This window comes from Corynebacterium auriscanis (assembly GCF_030408435.1).
Lineage (GTDB): Bacteria > Actinomycetota > Actinomycetes > Mycobacteriales > Mycobacteriaceae > Corynebacterium > Corynebacterium auriscanis.
In genome coordinates, this window is record NZ_CP047046.1 from 2,512,340 (window position 1) to 2,538,163 (window position 25,824).

At 59.5% G+C, this 25,824-nt stretch carries 21 protein-coding genes; 9 read left to right on the plus strand and 12 right to left on the minus strand.

The window, feature by feature from the left end; translation table 11 throughout:
* Positions 1-8: 8 nt before the first annotated feature.
* The 3 genes from wzt (at position 9) to glfT1 (ending at position 3,690) form a co-directional block, all read left to right on the plus strand.
* A complete protein-coding gene (wzt, locus tag CAURIC_RS10670) occupies positions 9-797 on the plus strand; it encodes a galactan export ABC transporter ATP-binding subunit Wzt/RfbE (protein WP_035116072.1) in 789 nt (262 codons plus the stop codon).
* 25 nt (positions 798-822) lie between these two features.
* Positions 823-2,571: a long-chain-fatty-acid--CoA ligase gene (locus CAURIC_RS10675; RefSeq protein ID WP_070434375.1), complete on the plus strand. Its 1,749-nt coding sequence runs from the start codon at positions 823-825 to the stop codon at positions 2,569-2,571.
* A 144-nt stretch (positions 2,572-2,715) separates the two neighbouring features.
* Complete coding sequence (gene glfT1 / locus CAURIC_RS10680) at positions 2,716-3,690, plus strand: galactofuranosyltransferase GlfT1 (RefSeq protein ID WP_035116075.1); 975 nt, start codon at positions 2,716-2,718, stop codon at positions 3,688-3,690.
* A gap of 107 nt (positions 3,691-3,797) precedes the next feature.
* On the opposite strand, the gene CAURIC_RS10685 is transcribed toward glfT1, so the two are convergent.
* From CAURIC_RS10685 to CAURIC_RS10700, 4 genes are all read right to left on the minus strand, one after another.
* Positions 3,798-4,286, minus strand: coding sequence for a GtrA family protein (locus CAURIC_RS10685; RefSeq protein ID WP_052095203.1), 489 nt, complete (start codon positions 4,284-4,286; stop codon positions 3,798-3,800).
* Positions 4,287-4,291: 5 nt separating this feature from the next.
* On the minus strand, positions 4,292-5,236 hold the full coding sequence (locus CAURIC_RS10690) for a GtrA family protein (RefSeq protein ID WP_412766421.1): 945 nt from the start codon (positions 5,234-5,236) through the stop codon (positions 4,292-4,294).
* Between the two features lie 196 nt (positions 5,237-5,432).
* The gene (locus CAURIC_RS10695) at positions 5,433-6,860 is read right to left on the minus strand and encodes a hypothetical protein (RefSeq protein WP_052095204.1); all 1,428 of its coding nucleotides are present in this window, start codon (positions 6,858-6,860) and stop codon (positions 5,433-5,435) included.
* Between the two features lie 5 nt (positions 6,861-6,865).
* Positions 6,866-7,834, minus strand: a complete 969-nt coding sequence (locus CAURIC_RS10700) for a hypothetical protein (protein ID WP_156963610.1) — start codon at positions 7,832-7,834, stop codon at positions 6,866-6,868.
* A 72-nt stretch (positions 7,835-7,906) separates the two neighbouring features.
* Between CAURIC_RS10700 and CAURIC_RS10705 the strand changes: the two genes are divergently transcribed.
* The 4 genes from CAURIC_RS10705 (at position 7,907) to CAURIC_RS10720 (ending at position 11,875) form a co-directional block, all read left to right on the plus strand.
* A complete protein-coding gene (locus CAURIC_RS10705) occupies positions 7,907-8,200 on the plus strand; it encodes a hypothetical protein (RefSeq protein WP_052095206.1) in 294 nt (97 codons plus the stop codon).
* A 125-nt stretch (positions 8,201-8,325) separates the two neighbouring features.
* A complete protein-coding gene (dprE1, locus tag CAURIC_RS10710; RefSeq protein WP_282939878.1) occupies positions 8,326-9,738 on the plus strand; it encodes a decaprenylphosphoryl-beta-D-ribose oxidase in 1,413 nt (470 codons plus the stop codon).
* Between the two features lie 96 nt (positions 9,739-9,834).
* Entirely contained in the window at positions 9,835-10,593 is a 759-nt protein-coding gene (gene dprE2, locus CAURIC_RS10715) for a decaprenylphospho-beta-D-erythro-pentofuranosid-2-ulose 2-reductase (protein ID WP_035116078.1), read from the plus strand.
* Between the two features lie 406 nt (positions 10,594-10,999).
* Complete coding sequence (locus tag CAURIC_RS10720) at positions 11,000-11,875, plus strand: hypothetical protein (RefSeq protein ID WP_282939875.1); 876 nt, start codon at positions 11,000-11,002, stop codon at positions 11,873-11,875.
* A 549-nt stretch (positions 11,876-12,424) separates the two neighbouring features.
* Here CAURIC_RS10720 and CAURIC_RS10725 read toward each other — a convergent pair.
* The 4 genes from CAURIC_RS10725 to CAURIC_RS10740 all read right to left on the minus strand — a co-directional run bounded on the left by CAURIC_RS10725 (position 12,425) and on the right by CAURIC_RS10740 (position 21,497).
* Positions 12,425-14,749 (minus strand): Ig-like domain-containing protein, encoded by a 2,325-nt coding sequence (locus tag CAURIC_RS10725; protein ID WP_035116087.1) that lies wholly within the window; start codon positions 14,747-14,749, stop codon positions 12,425-12,427.
* A gap of 50 nt (positions 14,750-14,799) precedes the next feature.
* Complete coding sequence (locus CAURIC_RS10730; protein WP_035116090.1) at positions 14,800-17,265, minus strand: hypothetical protein; 2,466 nt, start codon at positions 17,263-17,265, stop codon at positions 14,800-14,802.
* A 1,577-nt stretch (positions 17,266-18,842) separates the two neighbouring features.
* On the minus strand, positions 18,843-20,345 hold the full coding sequence (locus CAURIC_RS10735) for an MFS transporter (protein WP_172644110.1): 1,503 nt from the start codon (positions 20,343-20,345) through the stop codon (positions 18,843-18,845).
* Between the two features lie 327 nt (positions 20,346-20,672).
* Positions 20,673-21,497, minus strand: a complete 825-nt coding sequence (locus tag CAURIC_RS10740; protein WP_052095207.1) for a PspA/IM30 family protein — start codon at positions 21,495-21,497, stop codon at positions 20,673-20,675.
* A 205-nt stretch (positions 21,498-21,702) separates the two neighbouring features.
* Here CAURIC_RS10740 and CAURIC_RS10745 point away from each other — a divergent pair, with 205 nt between their 5' ends.
* Positions 21,703-22,761: an NAD(P)-dependent alcohol dehydrogenase gene (locus tag CAURIC_RS10745; protein WP_282939865.1), complete on the plus strand. Its 1,059-nt coding sequence runs from the start codon at positions 21,703-21,705 to the stop codon at positions 22,759-22,761.
* A gap of 123 nt (positions 22,762-22,884) precedes the next feature.
* On the opposite strand, the gene trxA is transcribed toward CAURIC_RS10745, so the two are convergent.
* A complete protein-coding gene (gene trxA, locus CAURIC_RS10750; RefSeq protein ID WP_035116096.1) occupies positions 22,885-23,253 on the minus strand; it encodes a thioredoxin in 369 nt (122 codons plus the stop codon).
* A 104-nt stretch (positions 23,254-23,357) separates the two neighbouring features.
* Here trxA and CAURIC_RS10755 point away from each other — a divergent pair, with 104 nt between their 5' ends.
* Entirely contained in the window at positions 23,358-23,885 is a 528-nt protein-coding gene (locus CAURIC_RS10755) for a hotdog fold domain-containing protein (RefSeq protein WP_035116099.1), read from the plus strand.
* Between the two features lie 12 nt (positions 23,886-23,897).
* Here the strand turns inward: CAURIC_RS10755 and CAURIC_RS10760 are convergent, their stop codons facing one another.
* The 3 genes from CAURIC_RS10760 to CAURIC_RS10770 form a co-directional block, all read right to left on the minus strand.
* Positions 23,898-24,395: a fluoride efflux transporter FluC gene (locus tag CAURIC_RS10760; RefSeq protein WP_035116101.1), complete on the minus strand. Its 498-nt coding sequence runs from the start codon at positions 24,393-24,395 to the stop codon at positions 23,898-23,900.
* On the minus strand, positions 24,392-25,021 hold the full coding sequence (locus CAURIC_RS10765) for a fluoride efflux transporter FluC (protein ID WP_141739686.1): 630 nt from the start codon (positions 25,019-25,021) through the stop codon (positions 24,392-24,394). The genes CAURIC_RS10760 and CAURIC_RS10765 overlap by 4 nt, the downstream gene beginning before the upstream one ends.
* Positions 25,022-25,090: 69 nt before the next feature.
* Entirely contained in the window at positions 25,091-25,636 is a 546-nt protein-coding gene (locus CAURIC_RS10770) for a YceI family protein (RefSeq protein ID WP_035116102.1), read from the minus strand.
* Positions 25,637-25,824: the final 188 nt, after the last annotated feature.

The following is a 25,824-nucleotide window of genomic DNA, read 5'->3' on the forward strand; positions in this document are numbered from 1 at the left end:
CTTCAACGATGGTCAGCATTGATACCTACGGCGCCTGCGTGGATTTCCCCATTTTCGACGCACGATCGCGGTCCATGAAGCAGACGTTCCTGGGGGCGGCGGGTGGCGCTATTGGGCGCAATGCCTCCAACACCGTCATGGTGGAGGCTCTGAAAGACGTGAACCTGCACTTGGAGGAAGGCGACCGCGTGGGTTTGGTCGGGCATAATGGCGCCGGTAAATCCACGCTGCTGCGCCTGCTCTCTGGAATCTACGAGCCCACTCGTGGCTCCGCTGTGGTGCGCGGGCGAGTGGCACCCGTTTTCGACCTCGGCGTGGGCATGGACCCGGAGATCAGTGGGTACGAGAACATCGTGATCCGCGGGTTGTTCCTAGGCCAAACACGCAAAGCCATGCACCGCAAGATGGACGAAATCGCCGAGTTCAGCGAGTTGGGTGAATACCTGTCCATGCCCCTGCGCACTTATTCCACGGGTATGCGCATCCGTTTGGCGCTCGGTGTGGTCACTAGCATCGATCCGGAGATCCTGCTGCTGGACGAGGGCATCGGTGCCGTGGACGCGGCCTTCATGGCCAAGGCCCGTAAGAAGCTCACGGAAATGGTGGAACGCTCCGGCATCCTGGTTTTCGCTTCTCACTCCAACGAGTTCCTCGCGCAGTTGTGCAACAGCGCACTATGGATCAACCACGGTGAAATTCTGCAGGCCGGCCCGGTAGCAGATGTGGTAGAAGCCTACGAAGGCCCCGATGCGGGGGAACACGTGCGCCGGGTGCTCCAGGAGCTCGGGCGCGCCTAGCCCACACGGCGTACAGTCGATCGTGATGAAAAGCGCACAGAACCCATCCGAACCAACTGCATCACAGGCCTTCAACTCTAAAGTGTGGTTGCAGCATTACACCGAGGGCACTGCCCCCACCATTGACGGTCTCAATGACCGTGGCGAAACGTTAGTAGAAGTCTTCTGGAATGCAGTCTCCGACTTCGGCGACCGCCGGGCATTTAACTTTTTCGGCAAATCAACGTCCTACGAGGAGTATGGCGTCGAGGTAAAAAAGGCTGCCGGGGCGCTGCTGAAGCTTGGTGTGAAGCGTGGCGAGCACGTGGCGATCCTGCTGCCGAACTGTCCTCAGGCACTGGTGGCTTTCTATGCGATCCTCTCCATCGGTGCTGTGCCCGTTTTACACAACCCGCTGTACACCGCGGCAGAGCTGGAACACCCCTTCAACGATCACGCAGCTCGCGTGGCAATCGTCTGGAACAAGATCAATCCAACGATGGAAAAGCTGAAACAGACCACCCCGTTGGAAAAGGTGGTGGCCGTGGACATGCTGCTGGCGATGCCGAAGCTGAAGCGCATGGCACTGAAACTGCCGATTGGGCCGCTGAAAGCCGCCCGCGAAAAGCTCACGAACCCCGCGCCCACGGCGACGTCCTGGGAGGAATTCCTAGCTAGTGGCCGGCGCCGCGCGAAGTCGTTTGCACCCGTTTCTATCGACGCCCAAGAGCCCGCCCTCGTGCTATATACCTCTGGCACCACCGGTAAACCCAAGGGCGCTGTGCTCAGCCATGCCAACCTAGTTTCAAACTTGGTTATGGGCGTGGCCTGGGTCCCGGATCTGGGTAAGGGAGCAAAACCGGAGGTGATGCTGGCCGCGCTGCCGATTTTCCACGCATACGGGCTGACCATGAACATCACGCTGGCGCCTTACACCGGGTCTGAACTGGTGCTGTTGCCGGCACCGGAGATGCCGTTAGTGATGCAGGCGGTCAAGAAGCATCACCCCACGTGGCTGCCAGGTGTCCCGACCTTGTACGAAAAGATCATGGATACCGCCGAGGAAAAGGGCGTATCCCTCAAGGGCATCCGTAATTCCTTCTCCGGCGCCTCCGCCCTACCCGCCGCGACTGTGCGGCGCTGGGAGGACCTGACCGGCGGCGCGATTGTGGAAGGCTACGGCCTGACGGAAACCAGCCCCATCATCTTGGGTAATCCCGTAGGCAAGGGGCGCGAAGGCTACATCGGCGTACCATTCCCCAGCACCGAGGTGCGTATCGCCAACCCGGATAATCCAGCCGAAACGCAGCCTGATGGCGAGGCCGGAGAACTGCTGGCACGCGGACCACAAGTATTCAAGGGCTACTTGAACCGCCCCGATGCCACCGCTGAGTCCTTTGAGGGCGAATGGTTCCGCACCGGCGACATGGCCGTAATGGAATCCGATGGATACGTACGCATCGCATCCCGAATCAAAGAAATGATCATCACCGGCGGATTTAATGTGTACCCTGCCGAGGTAGAAGAAGTTCTGGAACAACACCCAGATATCGAAAAGGCCTGCGTGGTTGGCTTGCCGCGAACCGACGGCAGCGAAACTGTGACGGCGGCCCTAGTCCTGGCCGATGGGGCCAAAGTGGATATGGAAGGCTTCCGCGCCTTCGCCAAGGAGCGCTTGACCAGTTACAAAGTCCCACGGGCGTACTATGCCTTCGACGAGCTCCCCGCGGATCAGATGGGCAAAATTCGCCGGCGTGAGGTGCGAGACCTGGTGCAGAGCCAAGCGGACAAGTAAGCCCCGCGCGGCGGCGGGCGTGCCATAAGCCGCTAGAGGCGGGTGGCAGCAATAGGCGACAGTGGCGGGCAGCAAAAGCAGACACGCAACCGCACCAGCAGCGCCACAGCTTGTGCACCGGACCGCTATGGCACACTAATAACCATGTCATTGAGCCGTACTGATTCCATCGTCGCTGTCATCGTGACCCACAACCGGGTCGAGCTGTTGGAAGCCTCCTTGAAAATGGTCGCTGGGCAGCGCGCGTTGCCTGCTGGGGGCAATGATGGGGAGCAGCGGGGGGCGTCGGGAAGAGAAGAAAACCCCCGCACGCCGCAGCTCCAGCACATTGTGGTTGTAGATAACGGCGCCGATCAACGGGTGAAAGCGCTGGTCGAGGACGTGTGCGGCGAGCGCGGAGTGTACCTGCCGTCGCACACGAACTTAGGCGGCGCAGGTGGTTTCGCATACGGGTTTTTGACCGCCCTGGCGCTGGGCGCGGATGCAATCTGGTGCGCCGACGACGATGGCCGCCCCGCCGATCCCCACGTCCTGGCCACTCTTCAGCAGGTGGCGGAGCGTGAGGGGCTGGATGAAATCTCGCCGGTCGTATGCAACATTGACGATCCGGGCCGCTTGGCGTTTCCACTGCGTCAGGGTTTGGTGTGGCGACGCCGCCTCGATGAACTCGAAGGCGATTTCCTGCCAGGGATCGCGAGCTTGTTCAACGGCGCGCTGATTAGTGCCACCGCGATGGAAGTCATCGGCGTGCCGGACTATCGCCTGTTTATTCGTGGTGACGAGGTGGAGTACCACCGGCGCTTAGTGCGATCCGGGTTGAAGTTCGGCACCTGTTTACGCACGTCGTATGTGCATCCGGATGGGTCTGAGGAGTTCAAACCGATCCTGGGCGGGAAGATGCATACGCAGTACCCGGATAACGAGTTCAAGCGGTTCTTTACCTATCGCAACCGTGGGTACGTGATGAGCCAGCCGGGGATGCGCAAGCTGCTGCCGCAGGAGTATGCGCGATTTGCGTGGTTCTTCCTGGTGCAGAAGCGGGATGTGAAGGGCTTCCGCGAGTGGTTGAAGCTGCACGCGATGGGACGGAGGGAGCAGTTCCGGCGGCCGGGGAAGTAGCGGGGCGCCAAGCGCAGGGGCGCCAAAAACGACCCGGCGAAGCAACAGATCCAACAACAGGGGCAGGACGTTGCAGGCCCCTGAAGTGGTGGGAAGAAGTGGCTGAGCTAAACCGCTGGTCGCTCGCCCGTGACCTCGTCCATTTCTTCCTCACGCACGCGGAAAATAATAAAGCGCTGGATGAGGAAATTCAGGATCGTGGCCGCACCCTGGGCGATGACGAAACTGAATACGCGCACCCAGAATTCGTTGAGGTCAAAGCCCTCCAACCACGGGATGCCAACCTTGTACAGGCCGATCTGCACCAGGTACGTCAACCCATAAGTGATCATGGTGATCACAAAGCGCCGCTTTGATGGGGCGGCATTGAAGGTCCACCGGCGGTTAATGAGGTACGCAGTGAGCGTGCCGAGGATGAAGCCAATGGTCTTCGAGAGGTTATCGGACATCCCGAATGCGAAGCGGAAAAACAGGGTAGATCCCAGGTCCACAATCGCAGAAAATCCACCGACCAAGATGAAGCGGAACAGGGAGGATTCCCAGATTTTCTGGGTAGCGAGACTCTTCCGCTCAGCCGCGGTGAGGTTATCTGCCATTAGGCCTAGCCTTTCTGGTTGGTCTGAGGTTCCCGGTTGCTGGGCGTAGCGTTGCCACCGTGTGCTGGGGTTTCGTTTACTACTTTTCCGCCCGATGCGGCGCTATCGGTTGCGGCGCCGTCTGCCGCAGTCCCGGTCGTCCCAACACCGGTCGTCCCAGCACCAGTCGTCCCAGCATCGGTCGTGTCAGCATCGGTCGTCCCAGCCCCGCCCGATGCAGCCCCGCCCGATGCAGCCCCATGTAATAAGGTTCCGTCAGTGACCCGAGGTTCTATGGTGCGGACGATCTTCTCCGGTTCGCTCTTATTGGAGCCACGGAACGTCCAAAGCTTGTTGAAGAGGAAGTTCGCAGGCACAGCAACCATCACGCCGATGAAGTTGCCCCAATACGAAGGAGTTCGCAATCCCGATGAGGAATCGAAGATGTCGCGCGGCAGCGCCAAGGGAGACTCCACGTTAATCACCAAGGTGGCTACCGCCAGCGTGATCAACAGGCCGAAAACACCCACCGCCATGAATTGCGGCAACTGCTTCCACCACGCACGTTTCTTCGCGTCCTTGAACGTCCAGCGCCGGTTCAGCATGAAGTTCCAAATGTTGGCAATCACGAACGCAATCACACTAAACACGTGGTACCAGCGCATGTGGAACTGCGAACCCAGCAGGTTTACAAACGGATCCTCCACCCCGATGTGCCACGCCCCATCGAACAGCTTGCGTGCCACCACAAACACTGCCTGGTTGACGACAAACCCGCTGGCGCCCACGATGCCGAATTGCAAGAATTGGCCAAACAGTTTGCGCTTGCCCCCGCGCGCAGGTTCGGCGGTACCGGTCTGCGCCGTGGTTCCATGTTCGGCCCCGCTGATCTGCGTTGCGGTCGCGGCAGCATCTTTTTTCATTCCGACGCCACGCTCCTCCACGTTCGCGTCCTCAGTAGTCGGTCGCACTGTTTTCCTTCGCCGGGCTGGGGTTTAGTAATCGAAGTTGGTCGACTGACTAGATTACGCCGGCGCGGTCAGAATCAATAACGGACGCGCCCCAGATTCGAAGAATCGAGTCCTCTAGCTGGGGAATGTTGGATTGAGGCCCACTAATCCAACACGGTTTTGTCACAGTTGAGGAAGAGTGACAGATTCGGGCTTTTTAGCGCTGCAGAATGTAGCGGTACATTTCCAACCGCTCCACGATAGAGCGCCGTGGCACCAAAAGTGCACAGGCCTCATTCGGATCAGCCTCGCCGTTTATCGCACTGTCGGCTGAAGCAGTCGGGCCCCACGAATCCGCGCCCGCCGTGGCCAGGATCTTGATCGTGGGGCGCGCCAACGATTGGATTTCAACGTCCGAGAGATACCCCCGCTCCCCGTAAGCGGACTCCTCCTTGCCGCTAGCTCTGACCGCGTAAATATCTGCCGAACCGCGCGTCCCCGCAGTCGTGGACTCCGCCTTCCCACGAGCCTTCGCAGTCGTGGACTCCGCCTGCCCGCGCGCCTTCGCAGTCTTGGACTCCGCCTTTCGGTACGCCTTCGCAGTCTTAGGCTCCGCCTTCCCACGCTCCTTCGCACGCGCTAGCGCTATCATGAACGACTCACTAGTTTCCGCCACAACGTCTTCGGAGCCCAACGTCGACAGCGCTATGATCCGCGCCCAAGCCGCGGCCCGGGCCTTCGGGGATTTCTCCACAGGCAGATCCGCAAGGTATTCCGCCACCTGCTCATCCACGATCGCCGGGCGATCCAAATCCAGTGCCTGTAGAAGCGGAATAAACTGGAACAACTGATACTTCTTAAGCAACTGCGCCAATTCGGGCTTGAGGTTCGCCAGCACGTTTTCCACCGGATCTTCACCGGCTAACTCCACATTCACGCACTCGATGTCCACGTCCTTCGCGGGGTAGCCCACTTGTTCGGTGGACACTGGGGCGAGTTCCACCCCCTCGGCCTCCTCATCGGGTATAAAGTCCGCCCCCAACAGCAGCGCGTCGGGGTGGTCCGAGGTGGCGTCGGAATCAAAAAAGCCCGCGTAGCTGGGCCATTCGTCAACCGATTCCCCGGCAGCAGGAATGGGCACGCCCCGGGGCACGGAGCTGGCCACGGTGAACGTGAATGCGGCATCCCCGACCTTCAAAACCGCACCCGATCCGACCGCGAGGGCTTCCCCGATCTCCGTGCCAGGGGAATGCGCCGTGCGGGAGTACACTCGCAACACCCCATCCCGGCGCGCCCGCAACGACCAGTTGGTGACCAAAGGCTTGGTGGGCACCAGGGCATCCACGGTGGAGGGCCATTGGAAGCTCACCAAGATGGCTTCGGCCAGCTCGGCCACACTGGCAGTGCTGGTCACGCTGATCAAACGCGAAAAATACCCCACCCCGCGCTGGGCGTATTCAACAACGGCCAACAGATTTTCCTCCGCGCCCCGGACGGCAGCCGAGACTGAGGATTGCGGCAGATGGGACGGCGCATCCGCGACCGTACGCACTCCCGGGAAGGCAACGATGCGCGCAGATTGAGCGGAAGAGCCGGCCGAAAACCGCCTATTCCCCTCTGCCCCATGCACATTCGTTGCAACCATGGCACTTAGCGTAATGGCGCGCCCTTGGGTTCGCTGTGCAACGGATTCGTCTGCCCCAGCCGACGCGCCCGCAGCTTATCGAACGCATTCCATAGGATCAGCCATTCGCGCAGGCCACGGGCGGTGGCGAGGGCATCCCGGACGACTGGGGGAAGCTCTGGGTTGGGGTCCTGGGTCGTGGCGGGTTGGGTCGGGGCGGGTTGGGTGGTGGCGGGCTGGGCGGTGGCAGGTTGGGCAGTGGCGGGTTGGGTGGCATCAGCATCAGCGACTGGAGTCTCGGCCGCATCCCCCTGCCCCGCCGCCGCGATGAACTCTGAGAGTTCAGGCACCTCACCCCAAGCCGGTTGGCGCTTGCCGGGCGACTCCTGCGCGAAATCCTTCCGCGCCTGCTCAAACTCTTGATGGGTTGCGGCCGTGGTGGCGTCGGTATCAATCAACAAAACATCCTGGCCCAGCAACTTCTGGAACGGCGCCCGCGGTGTGCCCGGCGCCAGCAGCACCGGAAAACGCAGCAGCGTGCGCAGCATCGCCAGAGGATCCTGGCGGTCCGCAATCCACTCCGCCTGCGCCGCAAAACCCGTGATCCCCTCCGGCGTGACCACCCAAGCACCCGAAAAATCGCCGCGCTGCACGGCCGGGTCGGTCTCCACCTGCCACACGGCCACGGTGGCGTGCGCGAGGTCCAACTGTCCTCCACCACTGGTTTCCTTTTCACCCGACGCCGCCACGACCATTATCGGGTCATACCTCGGCCCATTGGGCGCTGGTGCCTCCACTGATTCGGACTGCGTGTAGTCCGCGGCATCAGCGGTAGCCTCGGCGGAGGTGGCTGGAGTGTCAGTGGCTGGAGTGCCTGCCGTGTCAGTGGTTTCGGCCTTGGTTTCCCGTGAATCTGCCTGTTGTTGGGACATGCCTGCCATCGTAGTCAGTGGGTCAGACAGAGTGACGGCCCGCAGGCTATCGTTGATTAACATTTCATACAGCACCTCAGGCAGCATCTTGTCGATACCAGGAAGCAGCGGGCCCGCAGACTATCGTTGATTGACATGGCGATCTTCGACATTTTCTCCAAGAAACAGCGCAGCCAGGAAGAACAAGACCAACGCGCCGAGCCCGTACAAGTGGGCGGGGTGGGACAGAACTCCTCGTACGAAGCCTCCCACCGCACTACCTTGCCGCTTAACGAATTCATGACCCGCCTGATGGCGCAGGAACTCCCAATTCTTGATAGCACCAGCCGCCAGCGCGTCAACGATATTCTGCGGGAATACAACGGGCCGGAAATCACCAGCGTGGAGGAGCTTCCCGGGGAAATCCGCGACATTATGGAGCTGTACTAGCCCCCCCGATCAGCTGTACTGGGCCGCCGGGTCAGCTGTACTAGGCCTCCAGATCAGCTGTCCACGGGTTCGGGCCCCGGCTCGCCTCCCCCGCGATGTCCGGCCCGCCTACTAAAGTGGAAACCATGACTTTGCAGACCAGCACGAAGACCCTCACCGGTTGGGGGCGCACCGCGCCTTCCACCGCGGAAGTTCTATCCACCCCGGATATCGACGTGATTGCCAAAGCGGTCGCGCAAGTCGCGGATTCAAACGCGGATAAGCCTTCCCACCTGCAACGTGGTGTGATCGCGCGTGGCATGGGCCGCAGCTATGGCGATCCCGCGATGAACGGTGGCGGTCTTGTCATCGACATGCAGGCCCTCAATAAGATCCACAACATTGACCCAGACACAGCCGTGGTCGATGTCGATGCGGGCGTCACCCTAGACCAGTTGATGAAGGCCGCGCTGCCCTACGGCTTATGGGTTCCCGTGTTGCCAGGTACGCGCCAAGTGACGATCGGTGGTGCGATTGGGCCGGATATTCACGGCAAAAACCACCACTCCGCGGGTTCTTTCGGCAACCACGTAAAGTCCATGGAGCTGCTGGTTGCCGACGGTCGCGTGCTTCACCTCGAGCCCGAGGGCACCCCAGATGATCCCAATGGTGAGCTGTTCTGGGCCACCGTGGGCGGCATGGGCCTGACCGGCATCGTCCTGCGCGCGCAGATCAACATGACGCGCACAGAGACCGCGTACTTCATCGCCGATGGCGATATGACCCACACGTTGGACGAGACCATCGAATTTCACTCCGATGGGTCCGAGCACAATTACACATACTCCTCCGCGTGGTTCGATGCGATTTCCCCTGCGCCGAAGCTCGGCCGTGCCGCGATTTCCCGCGGTTCCCTGGCCACGCTGGATCAGCTGAAGGAACTGTCCCCCAAGCTGGCGAAAAACCCCCTGAAGTTCAATGCACCGCAGTTGATGACGGTGCCGGACATCTTCCCGAACTTCACCATGAACAAACTGTCGATGGTTGCGATTGGCGAACTGTGGTGGTTGAAGTCCGGTGAATACCGCAACCAGGTGCAAAACCTCACCCAGTTCTACCAACCACTCGATTTGATCGGTGAATGGAACCGTGGCTACGGATCCAAGGGCTTCTTGCAGTACCAGTTCGTGGTTCCTACCGAGGCTGTGGAGCCGTTCAAACAGATCATCCGCGATATTCAAAAGTCGGGTCACTACTCTGCACTGAACGTGTTCAAGCTGTTCGGCGAAGGAAACCGCGCGCCGCTGAGCTACCCGATGCCGGGTTGGAACGTGTGTGTGGACTTCCCCATTAAGCCGGGGTTGGGCAATTTCTTGGATGACTTGGACCGCCGCGTGATGGAATTCGGTGGCCGGTTGTACTTGGCAAAGGAATCCCGCACGTCCGCGGAGAACTTCCACAAGATGTACCCGGGCCTGCCCGGTTGGTTGGAAACCCGTCGCAACATCGACCCCACCGGTGTGTTCGCCTCCGATATGTCGCGCCGCTTAGAGCTCTAGGGCGCTGGGGCTCTTAGAGCTTTTTCGCACGCACGTATTCAATACTCGAATTTCTTTCGCACGCTCGTAATTAAATCTCAAAGGAGAACTTCAACCATGATCGACGCAGTGGGCAAACCCCAAAGCATCCTGCTACTCGGCGGCGCCTCGGATATGGGCCTAGCCGTTGTCGAGGAATTCCTCACCCGCGGTTCCGCCCGCGTCGTGCTCGCCGCCCGTGGTGGCGAAGACCTCGCCCAAGCTAAACAGCGCATGAACACCGCCGGCGCCTCCGAGGTCACCACGGTAGAGTTCGATGCCCTCGACTTCGACTCCCACCCCGCCGTGTTCGACAAGATCTGGGCCGATGGCGACATCGACATCGCCATCGTGGCATTCGGCCTGCTGGGTGATAACGAGCAGCAGTGGCAGAACCAAAAGTTGGCTGTGCAGGCCGTGCAGGTCAACTACACCGGTGCCGTCAGCGTGGGCGTGCTGCTTGCCGAGCACATGAAGAAGCAAGGCCACGGCCAAATCGTGGCGTTCTCCTCCGTCGCGGGTGAGATGGTTCGCCGCTCCAACTTCGTCTACGGCTCCGCGAAGGCCGGGCTGGATGGCTTCTACCGCATGCTGGGCGAGGCCCTTCGCGATACCGGCGTGCGAGTTCTGACCGTGCGGCCGGGTCAGGCCCGTACCAACATGACCAAGGATTTGGACGACGCCCCGCTGACCGTGGACAAGGAAGTCGTCGCACGCGCGATTGCCAAAGGAGTGGACAACCGCAAGACGGTCATCTGGGTTCACCCACTATTCCGCCCGATCATGCTGGTACTCAAGCACCTGCCACTGCCGATCTTGCGCAAGCTGCCGATCTAACCCGCCCGCGCTGGCGCGGATTACCCGTTCGTATCGGGCTGGCGCGGATCCCCGAGCACGCGCAGCTCGGCCACGCGCAGCAACTCATCCAACCCGTACAATCATGCTGGCGCGGATCCCCAGGCACGCGCAGCTCGGCCACGCACAGTAGCTGATGCGCGCGGTGCCCAGTGCACACAACTTCTTAGCCCACTCACGCTGACCCGCAGTTTCTTTCCCAACTGCAGGTTTTCGCGACCTTGGGGGAAACTGTCCGGAACCGTATCAGAACTTCACTAGCGCCCCATAGGGTATTCGGAAAGTGCTGGACGGGGTGGCGTCGTAAAGAAAAGGCGACTTAATGTAGCCAAACGTTGTTCAACAGGACAACGACGAGCCGCACTCACGAAGAAAGGTTTTGAAAAGCATGAAGATCCGTCACACTGTCGCCACCGCAGTAATCGCGGGCCTGTCCGCCGCCAGCCTGACCGGGGTAGCCACCGCAGCTCCAACGCCGGCCCCGGCCGCGCAAAATGCGCCAGCCACCGCCGACGAACCGGCTGCAACGACCGATGCTGAAGAGCCAGGAAAGGAAGAGCCAGGAAAGACCGAGAAACCCGGCGAAACGAAGAAGCCCGGCGAGCCGAACGAGGTTGTGGGCTCCATCGCGGATTTGCTGGCGTACCTCCCCGGTTTGCTGCCAGGCGATAGTGAGGCGGCGGGCTCCGCTGAGGGTGCAGAGCTGCCCCAAGATCTCGAGCAGTTGGCGGGTTCGGCATCGGAGCTGCTGAGTTCGGGCAATACCACCACCACGACCGAGCCTTCCACGGGTGAGGGTGAGGCCGATGCTGGGGACGCGACCGGACAAGCCGAGAAGCCCGATGCTGCGACGAGCACCGCTCCAAGTGAGGACGCGGATCAAGATTCTGCGCTAGGTACGGACGGCGCCGACAAGCCTGAAGGAGCTGAGCGCGCGGGTGCCCAAGGCGCAGCGAACGGCGGCGGCGCGGCAGGCGCGGCGAACGGCGAGGGCGTCGAGGATGCTGACAAGGTCACAGTTCCCGCAGCTGATACCAAGCCTGTCTCGGGGGACGCCAAGGCTGCCGCCGAACGCGTGATTGAGGAGCAGGAGACGAAGGCCGGGCACGACCTGGTAGAAGTGAACTTTGTGGATGATAAGACCGCTTTCATCTCCTTGGCCGAGTCCTTCGACCAGCAGGCAGATGCGGATGCTCTCAAGGAAATCGCGCAAGCACTGCACGATAACGGCTTCACCGTCACCGCGGAGCGCAGCGCCAAGTAGTGCAAGGTGTGATGCTGGCACCAAGCAACTTATCCGCCCGAAGGAGGGGCGAGGCCGGGGGATGAAGGTGGGGTGGAAGTGGGAGTGGGGTGGGCTGAAGGTCGTCCAGGCGCGAAAAGCAGAATGAAACGACCAAAACACGCGCCGCCCCCGCCTCAAGGTCAGCGAAGCAGAACGAAACGACTGAAACACCCGCCACAACGCGCATCTCATTCTGCTTCGCGAACACGTGCTGAATAAGCAGAACGAAACACACCCCGAAACGCGCATCTCATTCTGCTTCGCCAACACATGCCCAATGAGCAGAACGAGAACGATCAGAAAGGGCGCAGGCGGAGAAGGGAGCAGGCCTGCGACAAATAACGAGGAAGAACCTAGCCGGGGAAAGGGCCAGGCCCGCAGCTAATAACGAGGGAGAGTCGGGGCCCCCGGGATATGGGCAAGGGCACACCGCGACCACGGCCCGTGGGGGGGAGGATTGGCGAAGCCAGGCTGCCCCAGGCCTAGCGGTTAAGCTGCCCCGGGCCTAGTAGCTCAAATGCCCCAGGCCTAGCGGTTAAACTGGTTGAAAAGGCCCACAACCAGGGCGATCAAACCGCTCAACCCCAGGCCGCCCAGGATCCAGGCCAGCAAGGTCTTGTTGTCGACCTTTGAGGAGCCCTGGGAATCCGAACCCTGTGAGCCCTCGCCCAAGGAATCCGAACCCGGCGCGCCCGACAAATCGGATCCTCCGGGTTGAGGCGCGGGTGGGGTGGTTTCCTCGATCACAATATCCACCGCAGAAACCGCCACCGTGGTCTTGCCCGATTGGGAAGGCAGCACCTGGATATCGTCGTCTTCTACACCGGAGTAGACTGCGTAAACTTCTTGATCTCCCGCGCCACTGAAGGTGTGCGTAATAGTCGCCTGAATCTTGCCATCGACTGCTTGCGCCGGAGCGACTCCCACCAAGCGGCCTGCCACGAAGAAGGAAACCGTTCCACGATCCAACGCGCCTGCCGGGGCATCTTCAGCGTTAATTGTCGCAGTGAGCTTCGCTTCCTTACCGTGTTCCGCGGTGGGGTTGACCACGAGGTCGACTTCGGTGGCGAACTGGCTCTTATCAGCGACCTTGATGTCCACAGCGGCGGATTCGGAACCCGCATATTGAACGCTATCAACATCCTCACCGTAGAAATGCGCCGTGACCTTGTTCTCACCGGGTGCGAGCTTCGTCTCCAGCGTTGCTACACCCTTTTCATCCGTTACAACCGGTTCACCATGATCCAATCCATTGACCCGGAATTGAATCTTCTGCCCGGCGAGGGGCGTTTTGTCCTCACCAAACGTTAGCGTGGATGTGAGCTTTGCTACCTCACCGTGTGCGAGCTCCGTAGCTGAGGCTTCCAACGTGGTCTGGGTCTGTTGCTGCCCATTAACATCCACGGTTACCGGCGCCGACTCGGATTCCAAGTAGCGCTTCGCCACGGATTCATCGATGACCTCAGAGAACTTCGCGGTATACGAATAGCTCTTGCCGGTGGCTTCCTCCGCAGACACCTTATCCACGAAGCTAGCCCGGCCATTCTTTACGGCCACTGGCTTTCCGATTGCCTCGCCATCGCGATAGAACTGTACGGCGCCGCTGGCTGGCAGCGCAGAACTATCCGTAGCATCAACGGAGGCATTCAGAACCACCGGAAGGTGTGCATCCTCAACCGCCGCAACCCAGGTGGTCAACGTGGTCGCCGTAGCAACGTCCGTGAGTGGTATGGGGTTCACGGTCACCCGCATTGTCTCGGAATCTGAGGAAGGCAGAATGCGAGAATCCACGCCCTTAAAGCGGGCGGTGACGTTGTACTTCTTCGGCTCGCGATCATCCAATTGCGGGAACGTGTGGGTAAGAACCGCTAGACCGGATTCATCGGGATTAACCTCCCCGATTGACTTCCCATCGACGAAGAATTCCACCTTGCCCTGGGACAGCAATTGGCTGTTCCCAGCGGTGGTGGTCACCTGTGCCTGCAACTTCGTATCAGTTTCGCCGGTAATGATATCCAATTCGGTCTTTGAAAGAGCGATATTAGACGATCCAACCACCCGCGTGGTGGTCAGCTTCCCGGCCTCAGGGTTGGTGGGTACGCACCAGTAATCGTCGTCAGCAATGCTATCGTCCTGGGCGAAAGAGAAGGAGTTGTTGATCCCGCCACGTTCTGCCGGCGCACCTGCTCCACGCAGCCCAACAGACAATTCCTGCCCAGCCACATTGGTCGCAACTAGCTTTAGGGTCAGCGAAGGAAGCGTGAACTTGGACTTTGCCTTGATGCGCAACCCAGCCGCGGGGCTATTGATAGCGGCATTCGGTCCATTATTTACGGTGTGACCGCCATCCACACGGACGATGTGACCATTGGGATCCGGATTTCCTTCTTCATCGATCACCGTTGCAACCGGAGCTGCAGCGCCAGGCATCAACCCGGTAGCCGCGCCCAGGGTGGCACTGGCGACCTTTACACCCTCTGGCACAACAATGTCGTACTTCAATCGACCGATATCCGAAGCGCCGAAGAACGCTACCGAATTGTCTTTCAAGCTCATCTGACTAGGGGCAATTGTCACTTCGAACTGTCCGTTTGGTGCGGCCTGCTCGGGGTAGGTCACCTTGAAATCATTGGGCGTGAACTGCAGGACCGAATCACTGAGGGTTTTCGGACTCGGGCCGATAACACGGGTGTACTCAGTACCCACACAATCGTGGGTAACGGCAATGGTCTTGTTCTGCACCTTCGTGTCCTGCGCCTGCGCCACACCCATGGTGGAAGCCGTGACGGAGAGACACACAACAACAGCTAGGGAGTTACGCCGGTACGCAGGCGTGTTCTTTTTAACTCGCATGGGAATTCTGTCCTTTTCAGTGATGATGGATATGTGGAGGATGTAACTACTTAGCTCTTTGCTGCCCCGCCACCGGCGAATAGCTTCTTAAAGAAGTTGGCCAAGAAGTCGATGATTTGTTGGAAGAATCCCTTGGCGGATCCCGTAGAAGAACCTGTCCCGTCATTGGGCGACGGCATGCTGCTGCTCGAACCGGGCTTTGGTTCCACGTGCACATCGCCGTCTGGGTTTGGCCCCTGCGACTCCCCCACCACCGTGAACTGCTTCTCTGCCTCACTGAGCTTGGTGCCCTCGGAATCAAACAGGGTTGCTACCAAGATCTTGGTTGGCTCTTTCGCGCTGTTCCACGTCACATTCATATCCGCCACACCATGCACCACGGGAATCCGAACGGGCTGGCCGTCCTTCTCCACCTTGCTGCCGTTACTGGTCAGCTCTAGGTAACCGTTGATTCGCTTCATATCTGCATCGGCATTCTCTGGGCGAGCTTCAAAACGCACCGGAAGAGCCTCACCAGCTTTCACTTCCTGCGTAGCAGACGTCAGCTCAGAATTGATGGCACCCACATCGGCATTAGCTACCACGGTCACGGGGTGCGTAGCGCGGGCGGAAACCTTGCTTTCCCCCTCGCGGATGAACTCGGCTCGAATGGTGGACTGGCCCATCAAATCCGCTGGGATATCGATCGTGGCACGCGCCTTCCCCTCTTCAACGGCGATATCGCGGGCCACAAGGGCGTCGCCAACAAAAATGCGAACCTTGCCGTTGGCTGCTGGGATAACGGTGAAATCGTACGAGTACTGCGCCCCCGCATAAACGTTAGCCTCACCTGTGAGAGTGGCCTGGGCGGTGGACGATGCGGCGACGACGGTGACGGTCATCTGCTCCTCCGCCCGCGTTTGCTCAGAATCTGCGGCAGGCACGTAGGTGGCCTTTAAGGTGATATCGCCCGTACGCGTGAAAACATGTTCGACCTTCGCAACCCCATCGGTTACCGGGGCGGTCTTGCGCTGGCCATCAACGATGAAGTGGACCACACCCTTCGTGTCGGTGGTGTTCGGGGCAGGGGTCACGGTCGCCGTCAGCTCCCGCTTGTCCCCAACCTTAATCCCGTCCAATTGGCCGTTGATCGTCAGTCCGGTGCGGTCTGCAGCTTCCACCTGAATCTTAGTTTCAGCTGGTGGGGCGGTTGTTGGACTATTACTCGACGCCTCCAGGGCGGCCTTGATCGTTACCTCCCCTGGGGTGGAAAACGTGAATCGGGCGCGGGCCTGGCCACCGTCCGTGACGGGGATGCGACGCTCTTGACCATCACTCGTAGTGATAGCGACCTGTCCCTTGGCCCCAGCGGGGGTGTTCACCGCGACCTCAACCGCTTTCTGCGCGGTGGCAATTTGCGGGGCAGTTATTTCCAGCTTGCCTTGCAGCTGAACTGGGGTAACCGTGAGTTCCGCCTGCGAAGAGGCGAATTCCTTCGGCACAGCAGGTTCGAAAACGGCTGTGACTGGGGTGTCCTTGGCCTCGTCGAAGGTGAGGTTGGCGGTGGCCTGTCCGGTCTGCGGATCCACATCCGCGACCACGCTGTTGGTACCAGCCGTGAAGCGGACTTTACCCGCTGCACCTGGGGTGACCTTCGCCGTGAAAGCTGCGGGTCGGCCGACCAGAATCTGCTCTGGTTGGGTGAGCTCAGTTTGAGTTGGAGTTGCCGGTATTGCGGCCACGTTGATGGTCAGCAAGTTGTCAGCATCCCCCGCGGGCACGCAGCCAGCGGATGCCCACGCAGTTCCTATTAGTGGGGCATTCGCGGTGGCCAGCACGGTGATGGCATCTGCCGGGTTACCCAGGGTCGCGGCTGCGCCCTTGGTACGCAGGCCAACCGTGGCTGTACCAGGGGCCGTTGCTTTGAAACGCAGTGTGACCTCGGGGAACTGCAGATCGATCGATTTCTTGTTTCGCAGGTCCATTCCTAGGCCCGCGTGGGAATTGGTGGCGCTGTTGGGGCCATTTCCCGTGGTGTTATGCCCGGCATCTGTGAAGCGGAGGATGGTTCCCTGTGGGTCCTCCTTGCCTTGTTCATTGACGGTGATGATCTTGGCGCCGTCAATAGGCAGATTGCCGCCCTTGAGGTCGAAGCTTTCCAGTTGCAGATTGGTTGGACGAACGAGGTCCATCTTTAACCTCGAGGCCTGCTGCAGGCTTACTCCGCTAGGCAGGGAGCTCATGTCGATACTGATGGGGTCGATCTTCACCTTGACCTCGAAGGCTTCCCCTTCTTTAACGTCTTGGGGAGAGGTGATTGCGACCTTAACCGGGTCCGTCAATGCAATTTCTTGTGCCCCCACGAGCGGCAAGTCACTGGTCTTGCATTTTGCCGTGATGGTCTTGTTCGTTGTTTGTGCTTCTTGGGCGACAGTTGAGGGGACAACGGTCATTGCGGTAGCGGAGCCAAGAGCTACCGCAATCGCCAGAGCGGGACGCAGGGACCCACGATGAATTTTAGATGTGAGCGAAGGCATCTCGAGTCTTTCTAGGAAGGGAGATCTGTGGAGAATTCAGAGGTACGAACTGCCTTGGGAACCCTAGAGATTTTCCAGCAGAAGGTTAGGATTTGGATCTGAAAGTACCTGCGGAAGTTCGTTGCATTGTTTGCCTCATTCTGCGACACCGCGGGGACGGAGTATATTGGATTTCCGTTTGTTGAATGTAGCTTTTTACAATGCTGAAACATAGAGTAAACCATTAGCGCGCGTGGTGCCGGGCAAGCGAGAATAGTTTGTAAACCAGCAGAAAAACCGGGCATTTTTCCTACAGAGCGAGACGCTAGAACGCTGAACCTACCCCCTGAGGCCACACCCGAATCAAAAGGTTTACCTATGGGGTTTGTGGCCGCTGAAGGCGCGCATTAATGGCTTCGCGCGGGGCGGTCACGTCCTGGGCGGCTACGCCAGATGGTTCAGCACCCTAGGAGCTCACGCCCCAGGACAGTCACGCCAGGTGATTCAGCACCCCAAGGCAATCTCGCCAGGTGATTCACGCAAGGCACTCGACCATTTCCCCTGGACTTCCATACTGTTCCTCCCCAAACGAGCCACCACCCCCCCTCAATGCCAGCGAAGCAGAACGAAACGACCAAAACACACACCGAAACGCGCATCTCACTCTGCTTCGCGAACGCATGCCGAATAAGCAGAACAAAACACACCCCAACCGCGCATCTCATTCTGCAACATCGACATGCACACTTCCCCAAGGCCACCTCATGCACCCCCATGTGCGAAAAGCAGAATGAAACGACCAAAACACACCCCGAAACGCGCATCTCATTCTGCCTCGCGAACACATGCCGAATAAGCAGAACGAAACACACGCCGAAACGCGCATCTCACTCTGCTTCACGAACACATGCCGAATAAGCAGAACGAAACACACGCCGAAACGCGCATCTCACTCTGCTTCACGAACACATGCCGAATAAGCAGAACGAAACACACCCCAACCGCACATCTCATTCTGCAACATCGACATGCACACCTCCCCAAGGCCACCCCAGTCGCCCCCATGCGCGAAAAGCAGAATGAAACGACCAAAACACCCGCCACAACACACCGTCACAGAACCGGCCCGCCGCGGCAGATCATCACAGTACGGCCCGCCCCAGCGCAAGATCGAGGTGCACGGAAGCGCCGGAACCAGGAGCAAGAAGTGGAGCAAACGAAGTGATGGAAAAGTGGCCCCAAGTGGACTTCACGTACAGATGAAACCGTTGATCTAAAAAGAAAAGGAGGCCCGCCTCCGGCGGGCTCCTGTTCCACGGCGCGGCGTGAAGCCGCGCCGGAGGAGTCAGCGCCCAGTCCGGTGCGAAGTGGAGGCCGATTCCGGGCCCCACTGCGCAGGGGTTTAAAAGGAGTCCGGAATCCAAGAAAAAGAGCGTTGCCACGAAGGATCCTGGTGCAACGGTGGTGCCACACCACCCAACCCCGGCCAAACCAGAACAGTGTGGCGCCCCGCCGCGTCACCCCGCTATTCCAACCCGTAACCCAGCCACACCCAACCGCTCAGCCACACAGCCACACCGCCCCGCCGCGTCACCCCGCTATTCCGCCCCGTGACTAACCGTGTGCGGCTCATGGTGCCGCACATCAATCCGCACTATCAACGTGAAAACGAACAGCACAACGGAAGCCACCGCGGCCACCATAAACGCAATATGGATGCCACTTTCCAGCACGTCCGCGGCGGGCTTCCCCGGATCAGACTTCGCCGCCACGCCCGCCCCCACAGTCATCAGCGCAATGAAAACCGCGGTACCCGCACCGCCCGCCACCTGCTGCAACGTGTTGAGGATGGCCTGCCCGTGCGAGGCGATCTCGTCACGCACAGCCGCCAGCGCATTAGACATCAGCGGTGTGAACAGCAGCGCCAGCCCCAAGTGCAGCACCAGAGACAGGACAATCAGCTGCACTTGGTAGCTCAGATGGTCATCGCTGATCCACCCGAACAACGCATGCGTTTGCCGGAACAGCGCCAGCCCCAGCAGGGAAACCGCCAACAGGAAAGACCCCGGAATGATGAGCGGCCGAGCCCCCTTCGAATCGTATAACCGCCCCACCATGGGGCCCATCAACCCCATCAACAAGCCGCCCGGCAAAGTCACCAAACCGGTCGCGACCTGGGACAATCCTAGGACCTGCTGCGCGAAGATCGGCATGAGGATAATGAAACCAAAAAGCATGAAGAAGCTGAACAACATCATCGTCATGCTCAGCGTGTACTCCCGCACACCCAGCGGTTCCAGATTAAGAAGCGGTTCCCGGGACGATTCCTGGTTGCGGAATTCGCGGCCGAGGAGCGCTTGGCGTCGGAAAAAGAAAAACAGCCCCACCAAACCCAACAGCAACCAAAGCAACCGGCCGACCGGCAGCCCCTCCGCGAGCTGGGAAAACCCCGCCAATCCATACAACGTGGCCGAAAAGCCCAGCGCCGCCAACAGAACCGACGGCACATCCAGGTAGGGCTTGGTTGGCTCTTCGAAGTTTTTCACCAAAGCCACACCGACGCCCAGCGCCACCAGCACCAACGGAATCATGAGGCCGAAGATCCACCGCCAGCTAAGTGTTTGCAAAACGATACCCGAGAAGGTGGGACCCAATGCCGGGGCCACCGCGATGACGACGGTGACGTAGCCGAGGACGGAACCGCGACGTTCGACGGGGATGAGGCGCATGATGGTTGTCATCAATAACGGGATGACCAGAGCAGTTCCCGTGGCCTGAATGATGCGGGCCACAAGAAGGATGGGGAAGATCGGCGCAAATGTGGCTAGGACCGTGCCCGCCAGAAACGCGACGAGCGCGGCAATGTAGATGGCGCGCAACGTGAAGCGCTGCATGATGTAGCCCGTCATGGGGATGACGGTGGCCATGGTCAACATAAATGACGAGGTCAACCACTGCGCGGTGTCAGCGCTGACCTCGAAGGTGCTCATGAGCGCAGGCAGTGCGACCGCCAAGGTGGTCTCGTTGAGAATGACCACGAAAGCAGCGGCGACCAGCACGCCGATGAGGAGCGTGGAGTTAGTTTTCGGGGCGGTAGTCATTTGCTAAGCCGTTCAATTGGAAAAGAAACGAGGAAAGAAAACAAGGATAGCTTAGCTATGGATGCAACCCTAATACTGGAAGTGTCGCCAACGCGGTGCCTCGCACCCTGCCCCAAGGCTGTCCTAGCTGTGACCAGCCCGTGCCACTGGTCTTCGTGCAACACCACGGGCGTTCGACTCCCTTGCCAGTAGCCGCCCTGGGCCTAATCGCCGGCGGCCCCCGCGCCACGGGCATGCCATTCCCCGGTTTGTGTCCGTCCTGGGCCTAGTCACCAGCGGCCCCCGCGCCACGGGCATGCCATTCCCCGGTTCGCGTCCGACCTACGCCTAGTCGCCAGCGGCCTGTTCTTTGCCGTCCCGCCCCTCAGTGAGTTCGTTGTTCCCACCCGCGCTCAACTGCCGGTTCGCAGAATCCTTCGTGTCAGACTTGCCAGCGCCCAGCTCCGCACGAATCTGATCAAGGCGCGAGGTTGCCTTCATGTCGTGGCCAGCTGCGGAGATTTCCTGCATCCGCCCCTGAACAGAACCTTCAACAAGCTCCTGAGATCCCAGGGCATTGGCGTACCGCTGTTCGATCTTCTCGCGCACACCATCGAGCGTTGGAACGCTGTCATCAGCTTGGATCCCCTGCATCTCTTGCATAGAGCGAGACGTCATTTCCTGCATCTTCGCCTGATCCGCCTGGCTACGCAGCTGGTTGATCTGGGCGAGCTGCTCTTCCAAGCGCGCAGCGGATTGTTTCTGCTGCTGTTCTGCCTGCTTCGCGGCTTCCACGGCACCCGCATGCAGCTGCTTGGTCTCCTCGAACTGCTGCTCCACGGAAACCAGCTGGGAAGCGAAAACCTCCGCGGTATTATTCAACTCCTGCGCTTTAGCCTGATTGCCCTCACCCGCAGCCTTATCCGCCTGCTGCAGAGCCATACGCGCGTTATCCTGCAACTTCGCAATATCTTGCTGCAGGCGATGAAGCTTCATCTCCAGCTGGTTGCGGTTACCAATGACGGCGGCTGCCCGCTCAGTGATCTCCTGATGTTGCCGCTTAGAAGCCTCCGTGGCCTGCTGAATCTGCACATGAGGATCCGCGTTTTCTTCAATCTTTGTATCCATCGATTGCATCAGATACTTCCAACCTTTGGAAAACGGATTAGCCATGAGGATCACTCCCAGTAGTTGTGCGGTCAATTCGACGGTGTTTGGGTTTCGTTCTGGCCATATTGTGTTATCCCCACGCCCGATAAATAGGGCATGAGGGCACCAATTGTCTCGGGGCCAAACACTACTGACGTCTATGGTACGGCGATTGCCGCCGTCGTGCGCTACAGACCTGCCTTTCCCATCCGGCGTACAGTCGGAGGCTATGGACGTTGCTTGCTATACCGCGCCCGCTGCTGGCGCACCCATGGAAAAAGGAACCATCACCCGGCGCGACCTGCGCGCAGACGATTGCCTGCTGGAAATTCGCTGGGCGGGAATCTGCCACAGCGATATCCATACCGTTAACGGCGATTGGCCCCATGAGAACTTCCCCATGACCCCCGGCCACGAGATCATCGGAACTATCCGCGAGGTGGGTCCTGCGGTGACCAAATTCAGTGTTGGCGATGTTGTTGGCATCGGCTGCATTGTCGATTCCTGCGGCGACTGTTCCGCGTGCAACGAAGGCGATGAAAACTACTGTGAGAATGGTTCCACCGGAACCTACAACGGTGTCGATCGCCATGATGGCTCGATCACCCAGGGTGGCTACTCCACTCACATTGTGTGTCGCGAGGACTTCCTGATTAAGATCCCGGCGGCCTTCGCGGACCTCGACGATCCCGCTGCAGCGGCTGCCACCCCACTATTGTGCGCTGGCATTACCACGTACTCCCCACTGAAGCACTGGGGTGTGGGCCCTGGCCAACGCGTTGGTGTGGTTGGAATGGGTGGATTGGGCCACGTGGCCGTAAAGATCGCCAAGGCCATGGGCGCCGAGGTCACTGTATTTAGCCACTCCCTATCCAAACAGGCAGATGGCAAGAAATTCGGCGCCTCCGATTATGTAGCTACTGCGGAGGAGGATTTCTACAAGCCCCACCGCAACAGCCTAGATCTCATCATCAATACGGTCTCCGCTCCGATGCCCGTCGAACCCTTTATGCAAATGCTCCGCCGCAACGGCACGATGGTGATGTTGGGCCTTCCCCCGGAAAAGATGCAGCTTGGCGCAGGCCAACTTATCGGTGGCCGCAAGTCCCTAGCCGGTTCAATGATCGGCGGCATCGCCGAAACCCAAGAGATGATGGATTTCTGCGCCGAGCACGGCATTACGGCCGAGGCCGAATTGATCGCTGCCGACCAGATTAACGAAGCCTATGAGCGCGTGTTGGCGTCGGATGTCCGCTACCGCTTCGTGATCGACGCGAAAACCTTTTAACCCTGCCCACCCCTGCCGGGCCACCGACCCCGCCCTGGCAAAACCCAAAGCCCACAAGCGAAACCCCGCTGCCAAACACAGCAGCGGGATTCTCTTTCGGCCAAACTAGCCCACTAGGCCAAGCTAGCCCTGCTCGTTCTGAGCCTCTACCTGCTTGCGGACCTCATCCATATCCAGCTGCTTCGCCTGGGAGATGAGGTCATTAAGCGCCTCGCCAGGCAGCAAGCCGGATTCACGCGCCAGCAGAATACCGTCGCGGAAAACCATCAGGGTTGGAATGGACTGGATCTGAAGAGCTGCGGAAAGCTCCTGGTTGGCCTCGGTATCAATCTTGCCGAACACGGCATCCGGGTTCTGTTCGGATGCATCCTCGAAGATTGGGCTAAAACGCTTACAAGGGCCACACCAATCTGCCCAGAAATCCAGTAGCACGATGCCATCCTGAGAAACGGTGTCCTGGAAGTTCTCGCCGGTAACCTCAATCGTTGCCATAGTTAAAGGCTCCTTTCGTTGTCGATTCACTAGTTTTTTGCTCTAGTAGACCCAACGATACGCAAGAGCCGGTTTATTCCCCACGAATCGTTTACTGTTTTTCTATGACTACTTCTTCTTCTCCTTCTTCTTCCCAGTTCGACGCCAACACGAACCCCTCCCCCGTCTTCCGCATGTATAAAAAGCTTTCCAAGAAGCCGGGTGGCAAGGCGCTGTTTTCGGCCGCGGTTTCCCTGAAAGCCCCCTACTTCTCCACGGTATTGCCTCGCCTGCAGGAAATGCGCCCCGGATACTCCGAGGTCAAAGTGCCAAAGTGGTGGTTGGTCAACAACCACATCAAGACCTTCCATGCCATCGCGGCATGCAACGCGGCCGAGTTCGCCATGGGCATGCTGGCGGAGGCCTCCTTGCCGAACACCCACCGCTGGCTGCCCAAGGGCATGCGCACGGAATACCGCACGAAGTCCAAGGGTGGGCTCACCGCTCGCGCCAGCGCCGACCTCCCCGATTTCTCCCAGATCACGCGGGAATCTGGTGGCCAGACGCTCACGGTGACTATTCACTTTGAGGATGCTGCCGGCAACGAACCTGTATACGCGGAGATCGACATTTGGGTGACCGCGAAAAAGTAGAACCAAGGCGCCCTAGGGCGACATGATCAGCAACGCTGCCACGTAGCCCAAAAGAGCGGCCACGATGCTGGCGGCGGTCATCACCACCAGTTGTCGCATGCCCACCCAGCGCGAGGGTCCAGAGGTTGGGTGATTGAGGTTCGGCGTGGCGTCGATTAAAGAGCGAAAGCGCGGGGGCAGCGCCTCGACTATCGCAGTTGAGAAAGTAGTGAACCCACCGCAGAAGCCCGTGCCCCAAAAGGTGATCAGCAAAGCGACGGTTGAGTTGTAGCTACTGGCTTTGGGTAGCGATTCACCCTGACTGGCCAAGGGAGTCATGCCCGTGAAAACGTAAGTCGCACCCAGAAGCAGCCCGAGGGCCGCACTGCCTGCCACGTTGATCACCGTGAGGCTGGTGAGGGGCGACATCCCCACGCGGGAGGACTTCAGTCTGCGATCCACCGCAAAACGAGTGATTGCGCCCAAGCCACCGCCGATCATCACGGCGAAAATTTCCAACAGAGAGTTCATGAGCGCTGCCCGTCGGTGCCGGCCTCGGCCTCGGTCTCGGGTGAGGGTGCGGGTGAGGGTGCCTGCGGTGCTGTGCTGGTGTGCGTGGCTTGTGGCGCCTGGCTGGCCTGCGTGCCCTGCGGCACCTGGTGCACCACCTGCGTGCCACGAATACCCGCGCCCCACACGCGCCCCGCTAGCGCAGCGATCACCCCGACCAACAAGCTGGCGATGCAGTAGCAAAACCCGCCTGCGACCTCCGCAAACGTGGGTATGGCGGTCAAACCAGCGCGCAGCTGCGCAGAGCTCGCTTCTAGTCCAGCGGCCACCGAAGCCAACGCGCTGAAGGAAGTAAACGCCCCCAGCGCACCGGTTCCCCACAGCACGCGCGCCTTGGAGTTCCCATTCGGGTACATACTCACCAGCGCACCGAGCATCCCGGCCCCTACGGCATTGCACAGCATGAGCGACAGCCCTGGCAGCCCCCAGATGTCCCATAGATAGTTGCCAGAGCTGGGGGCGAGAGATACGCGCGGCAGCGCCGTGGACAGCACCCAACGCGCAAAAGTACCGACCATGCCACCGGCAAATACCCAAAGGTATTGCCGGGGCAGGGTCGGTTGTGTTGCTACAGAGGGGCTAGTCACCCCTCTAGCCTACAAATTCCGCGCTCAGAACCCTACCTCTGATCGAAGTAATGCGGGTTCCGGCAGAACTTACTGCTGCTTTACGAGGGAGAGGTCGAACTTCAGGCCGATCTTCTCGGAAACCAGCACGCCGCCGTTATCCAGCTTGGTCTGCCAGGTCAGACCAAAGTCGCGACGGTTAATGGTGGTCTCACCTTCGAAGCCAACACGGGTCTGTCCCCATGGATCCGTAGCCTCACCGTTGAAGTCGAAGTCGATGGTGATCTGCTTGGTAACACCCTTGATGGTCAGGTCACCGGTAACGCGCAGAGTGTCCTCATCCAGTGGCTTAGCTTCGTTGGAAACGAAGGTGATCTGTGGGTGGGCCTCGGTCTCGAAGAAATCACCGGAGCGCAGGTGGTTATCGCGATCGGTGTTGTTCGTGTTGATGGAACCCGTATTGATCTCCACATTGATGGAGACGTTGCTAAAGTCTTCGTTCGCGGAAACGGTGCCGCTGAACTCGTCGAAGTTACCGCGAACCTTGGTAATCATTGCGTGGCGTGCGGTGAAACCCAGCTCGGAGTGGTCGGAATCGATGGTGTAGTTACCTGCGTACTTGCTGAAGTCAGACATGGTTAGACCTTTCGTTTGGTGTTTACATTGAGTTATTCATCAACAGCGGTAGGCCACCCGTCCTCGAGTGTAGCGCCTCATTCGCTGTCATGTCACTAACCTACACAACAGTAGGTGATGTGTCAACAAAGCGGTTGATGTGGTGTAATAGTCGCGTCCAATTTTGGTTCTCAACCTGCTCTATGGTG

Bases quoted from the DNA above. Each gene is read 5' to 3' on its own strand.
- wzt (WP_035116072.1), top strand. From the start codon at position 9: ATGGTCAGCATTGATACCTACGGCGCCTGCGTGGATTTCCCCATTTTC.
- CAURIC_RS10675 (WP_070434375.1), top strand. From the start codon at position 823: ATGAAAAGCGCACAGAACCCATCCGAACCAACTGCATCACAGGCCTTC.
- glfT1 (WP_035116075.1), top strand. From the start codon at position 2,716: ATGTCATTGAGCCGTACTGATTCCATCGTCGCTGTCATCGTGACCCAC.
- CAURIC_RS10685 (WP_052095203.1), bottom strand. From the start codon at position 4,286: ATGGCAGATAACCTCACCGCGGCTGAGCGGAAGAGTCTCGCTACCCAG.
- CAURIC_RS10695 (WP_052095204.1), bottom strand. From the start codon at position 6,860: ATGGTTGCAACGAATGTGCATGGGGCAGAGGGGAATAGGCGGTTTTCG.
- CAURIC_RS10700 (WP_156963610.1), bottom strand. From the start codon at position 7,834: ATGTTAATCAACGATAGCCTGCGGGCCGTCACTCTGTCTGACCCACTG.
- CAURIC_RS10705 (WP_052095206.1), top strand. From the start codon at position 7,907: ATGGCGATCTTCGACATTTTCTCCAAGAAACAGCGCAGCCAGGAAGAA.
- dprE1 (WP_282939878.1), top strand. From the start codon at position 8,326: ATGACTTTGCAGACCAGCACGAAGACCCTCACCGGTTGGGGGCGCACC.
- dprE2 (WP_035116078.1), top strand. From the start codon at position 9,835: ATGATCGACGCAGTGGGCAAACCCCAAAGCATCCTGCTACTCGGCGGC.
- CAURIC_RS10720 (WP_282939875.1), top strand. From the start codon at position 11,000: ATGAAGATCCGTCACACTGTCGCCACCGCAGTAATCGCGGGCCTGTCC.
- CAURIC_RS10725 (WP_035116087.1), bottom strand. From the start codon at position 14,749: ATGCGAGTTAAAAAGAACACGCCTGCGTACCGGCGTAACTCCCTAGCT.
- CAURIC_RS10730 (WP_035116090.1), bottom strand. From the start codon at position 17,265: ATGCCTTCGCTCACATCTAAAATTCATCGTGGGTCCCTGCGTCCCGCT.
- CAURIC_RS10735 (WP_172644110.1), bottom strand. From the start codon at position 20,345: ATGACTACCGCCCCGAAAACTAACTCCACGCTCCTCATCGGCGTGCTG.
- CAURIC_RS10740 (WP_052095207.1), bottom strand. From the start codon at position 21,497: ATGGCTAATCCGTTTTCCAAAGGTTGGAAGTATCTGATGCAATCGATG.
- CAURIC_RS10745 (WP_282939865.1), top strand. From the start codon at position 21,703: ATGGACGTTGCTTGCTATACCGCGCCCGCTGCTGGCGCACCCATGGAA.
- trxA (WP_035116096.1), bottom strand. From the start codon at position 23,253: ATGGCAACGATTGAGGTTACCGGCGAGAACTTCCAGGACACCGTTTCT.
- CAURIC_RS10755 (WP_035116099.1), top strand. From the start codon at position 23,358: ATGACTACTTCTTCTTCTCCTTCTTCTTCCCAGTTCGACGCCAACACG.
- CAURIC_RS10760 (WP_035116101.1), bottom strand. From the start codon at position 24,395: ATGAACTCTCTGTTGGAAATTTTCGCCGTGATGATCGGCGGTGGCTTG.
- CAURIC_RS10770 (WP_035116102.1), bottom strand. From the start codon at position 25,636: ATGTCTGACTTCAGCAAGTACGCAGGTAACTACACCATCGATTCCGAC.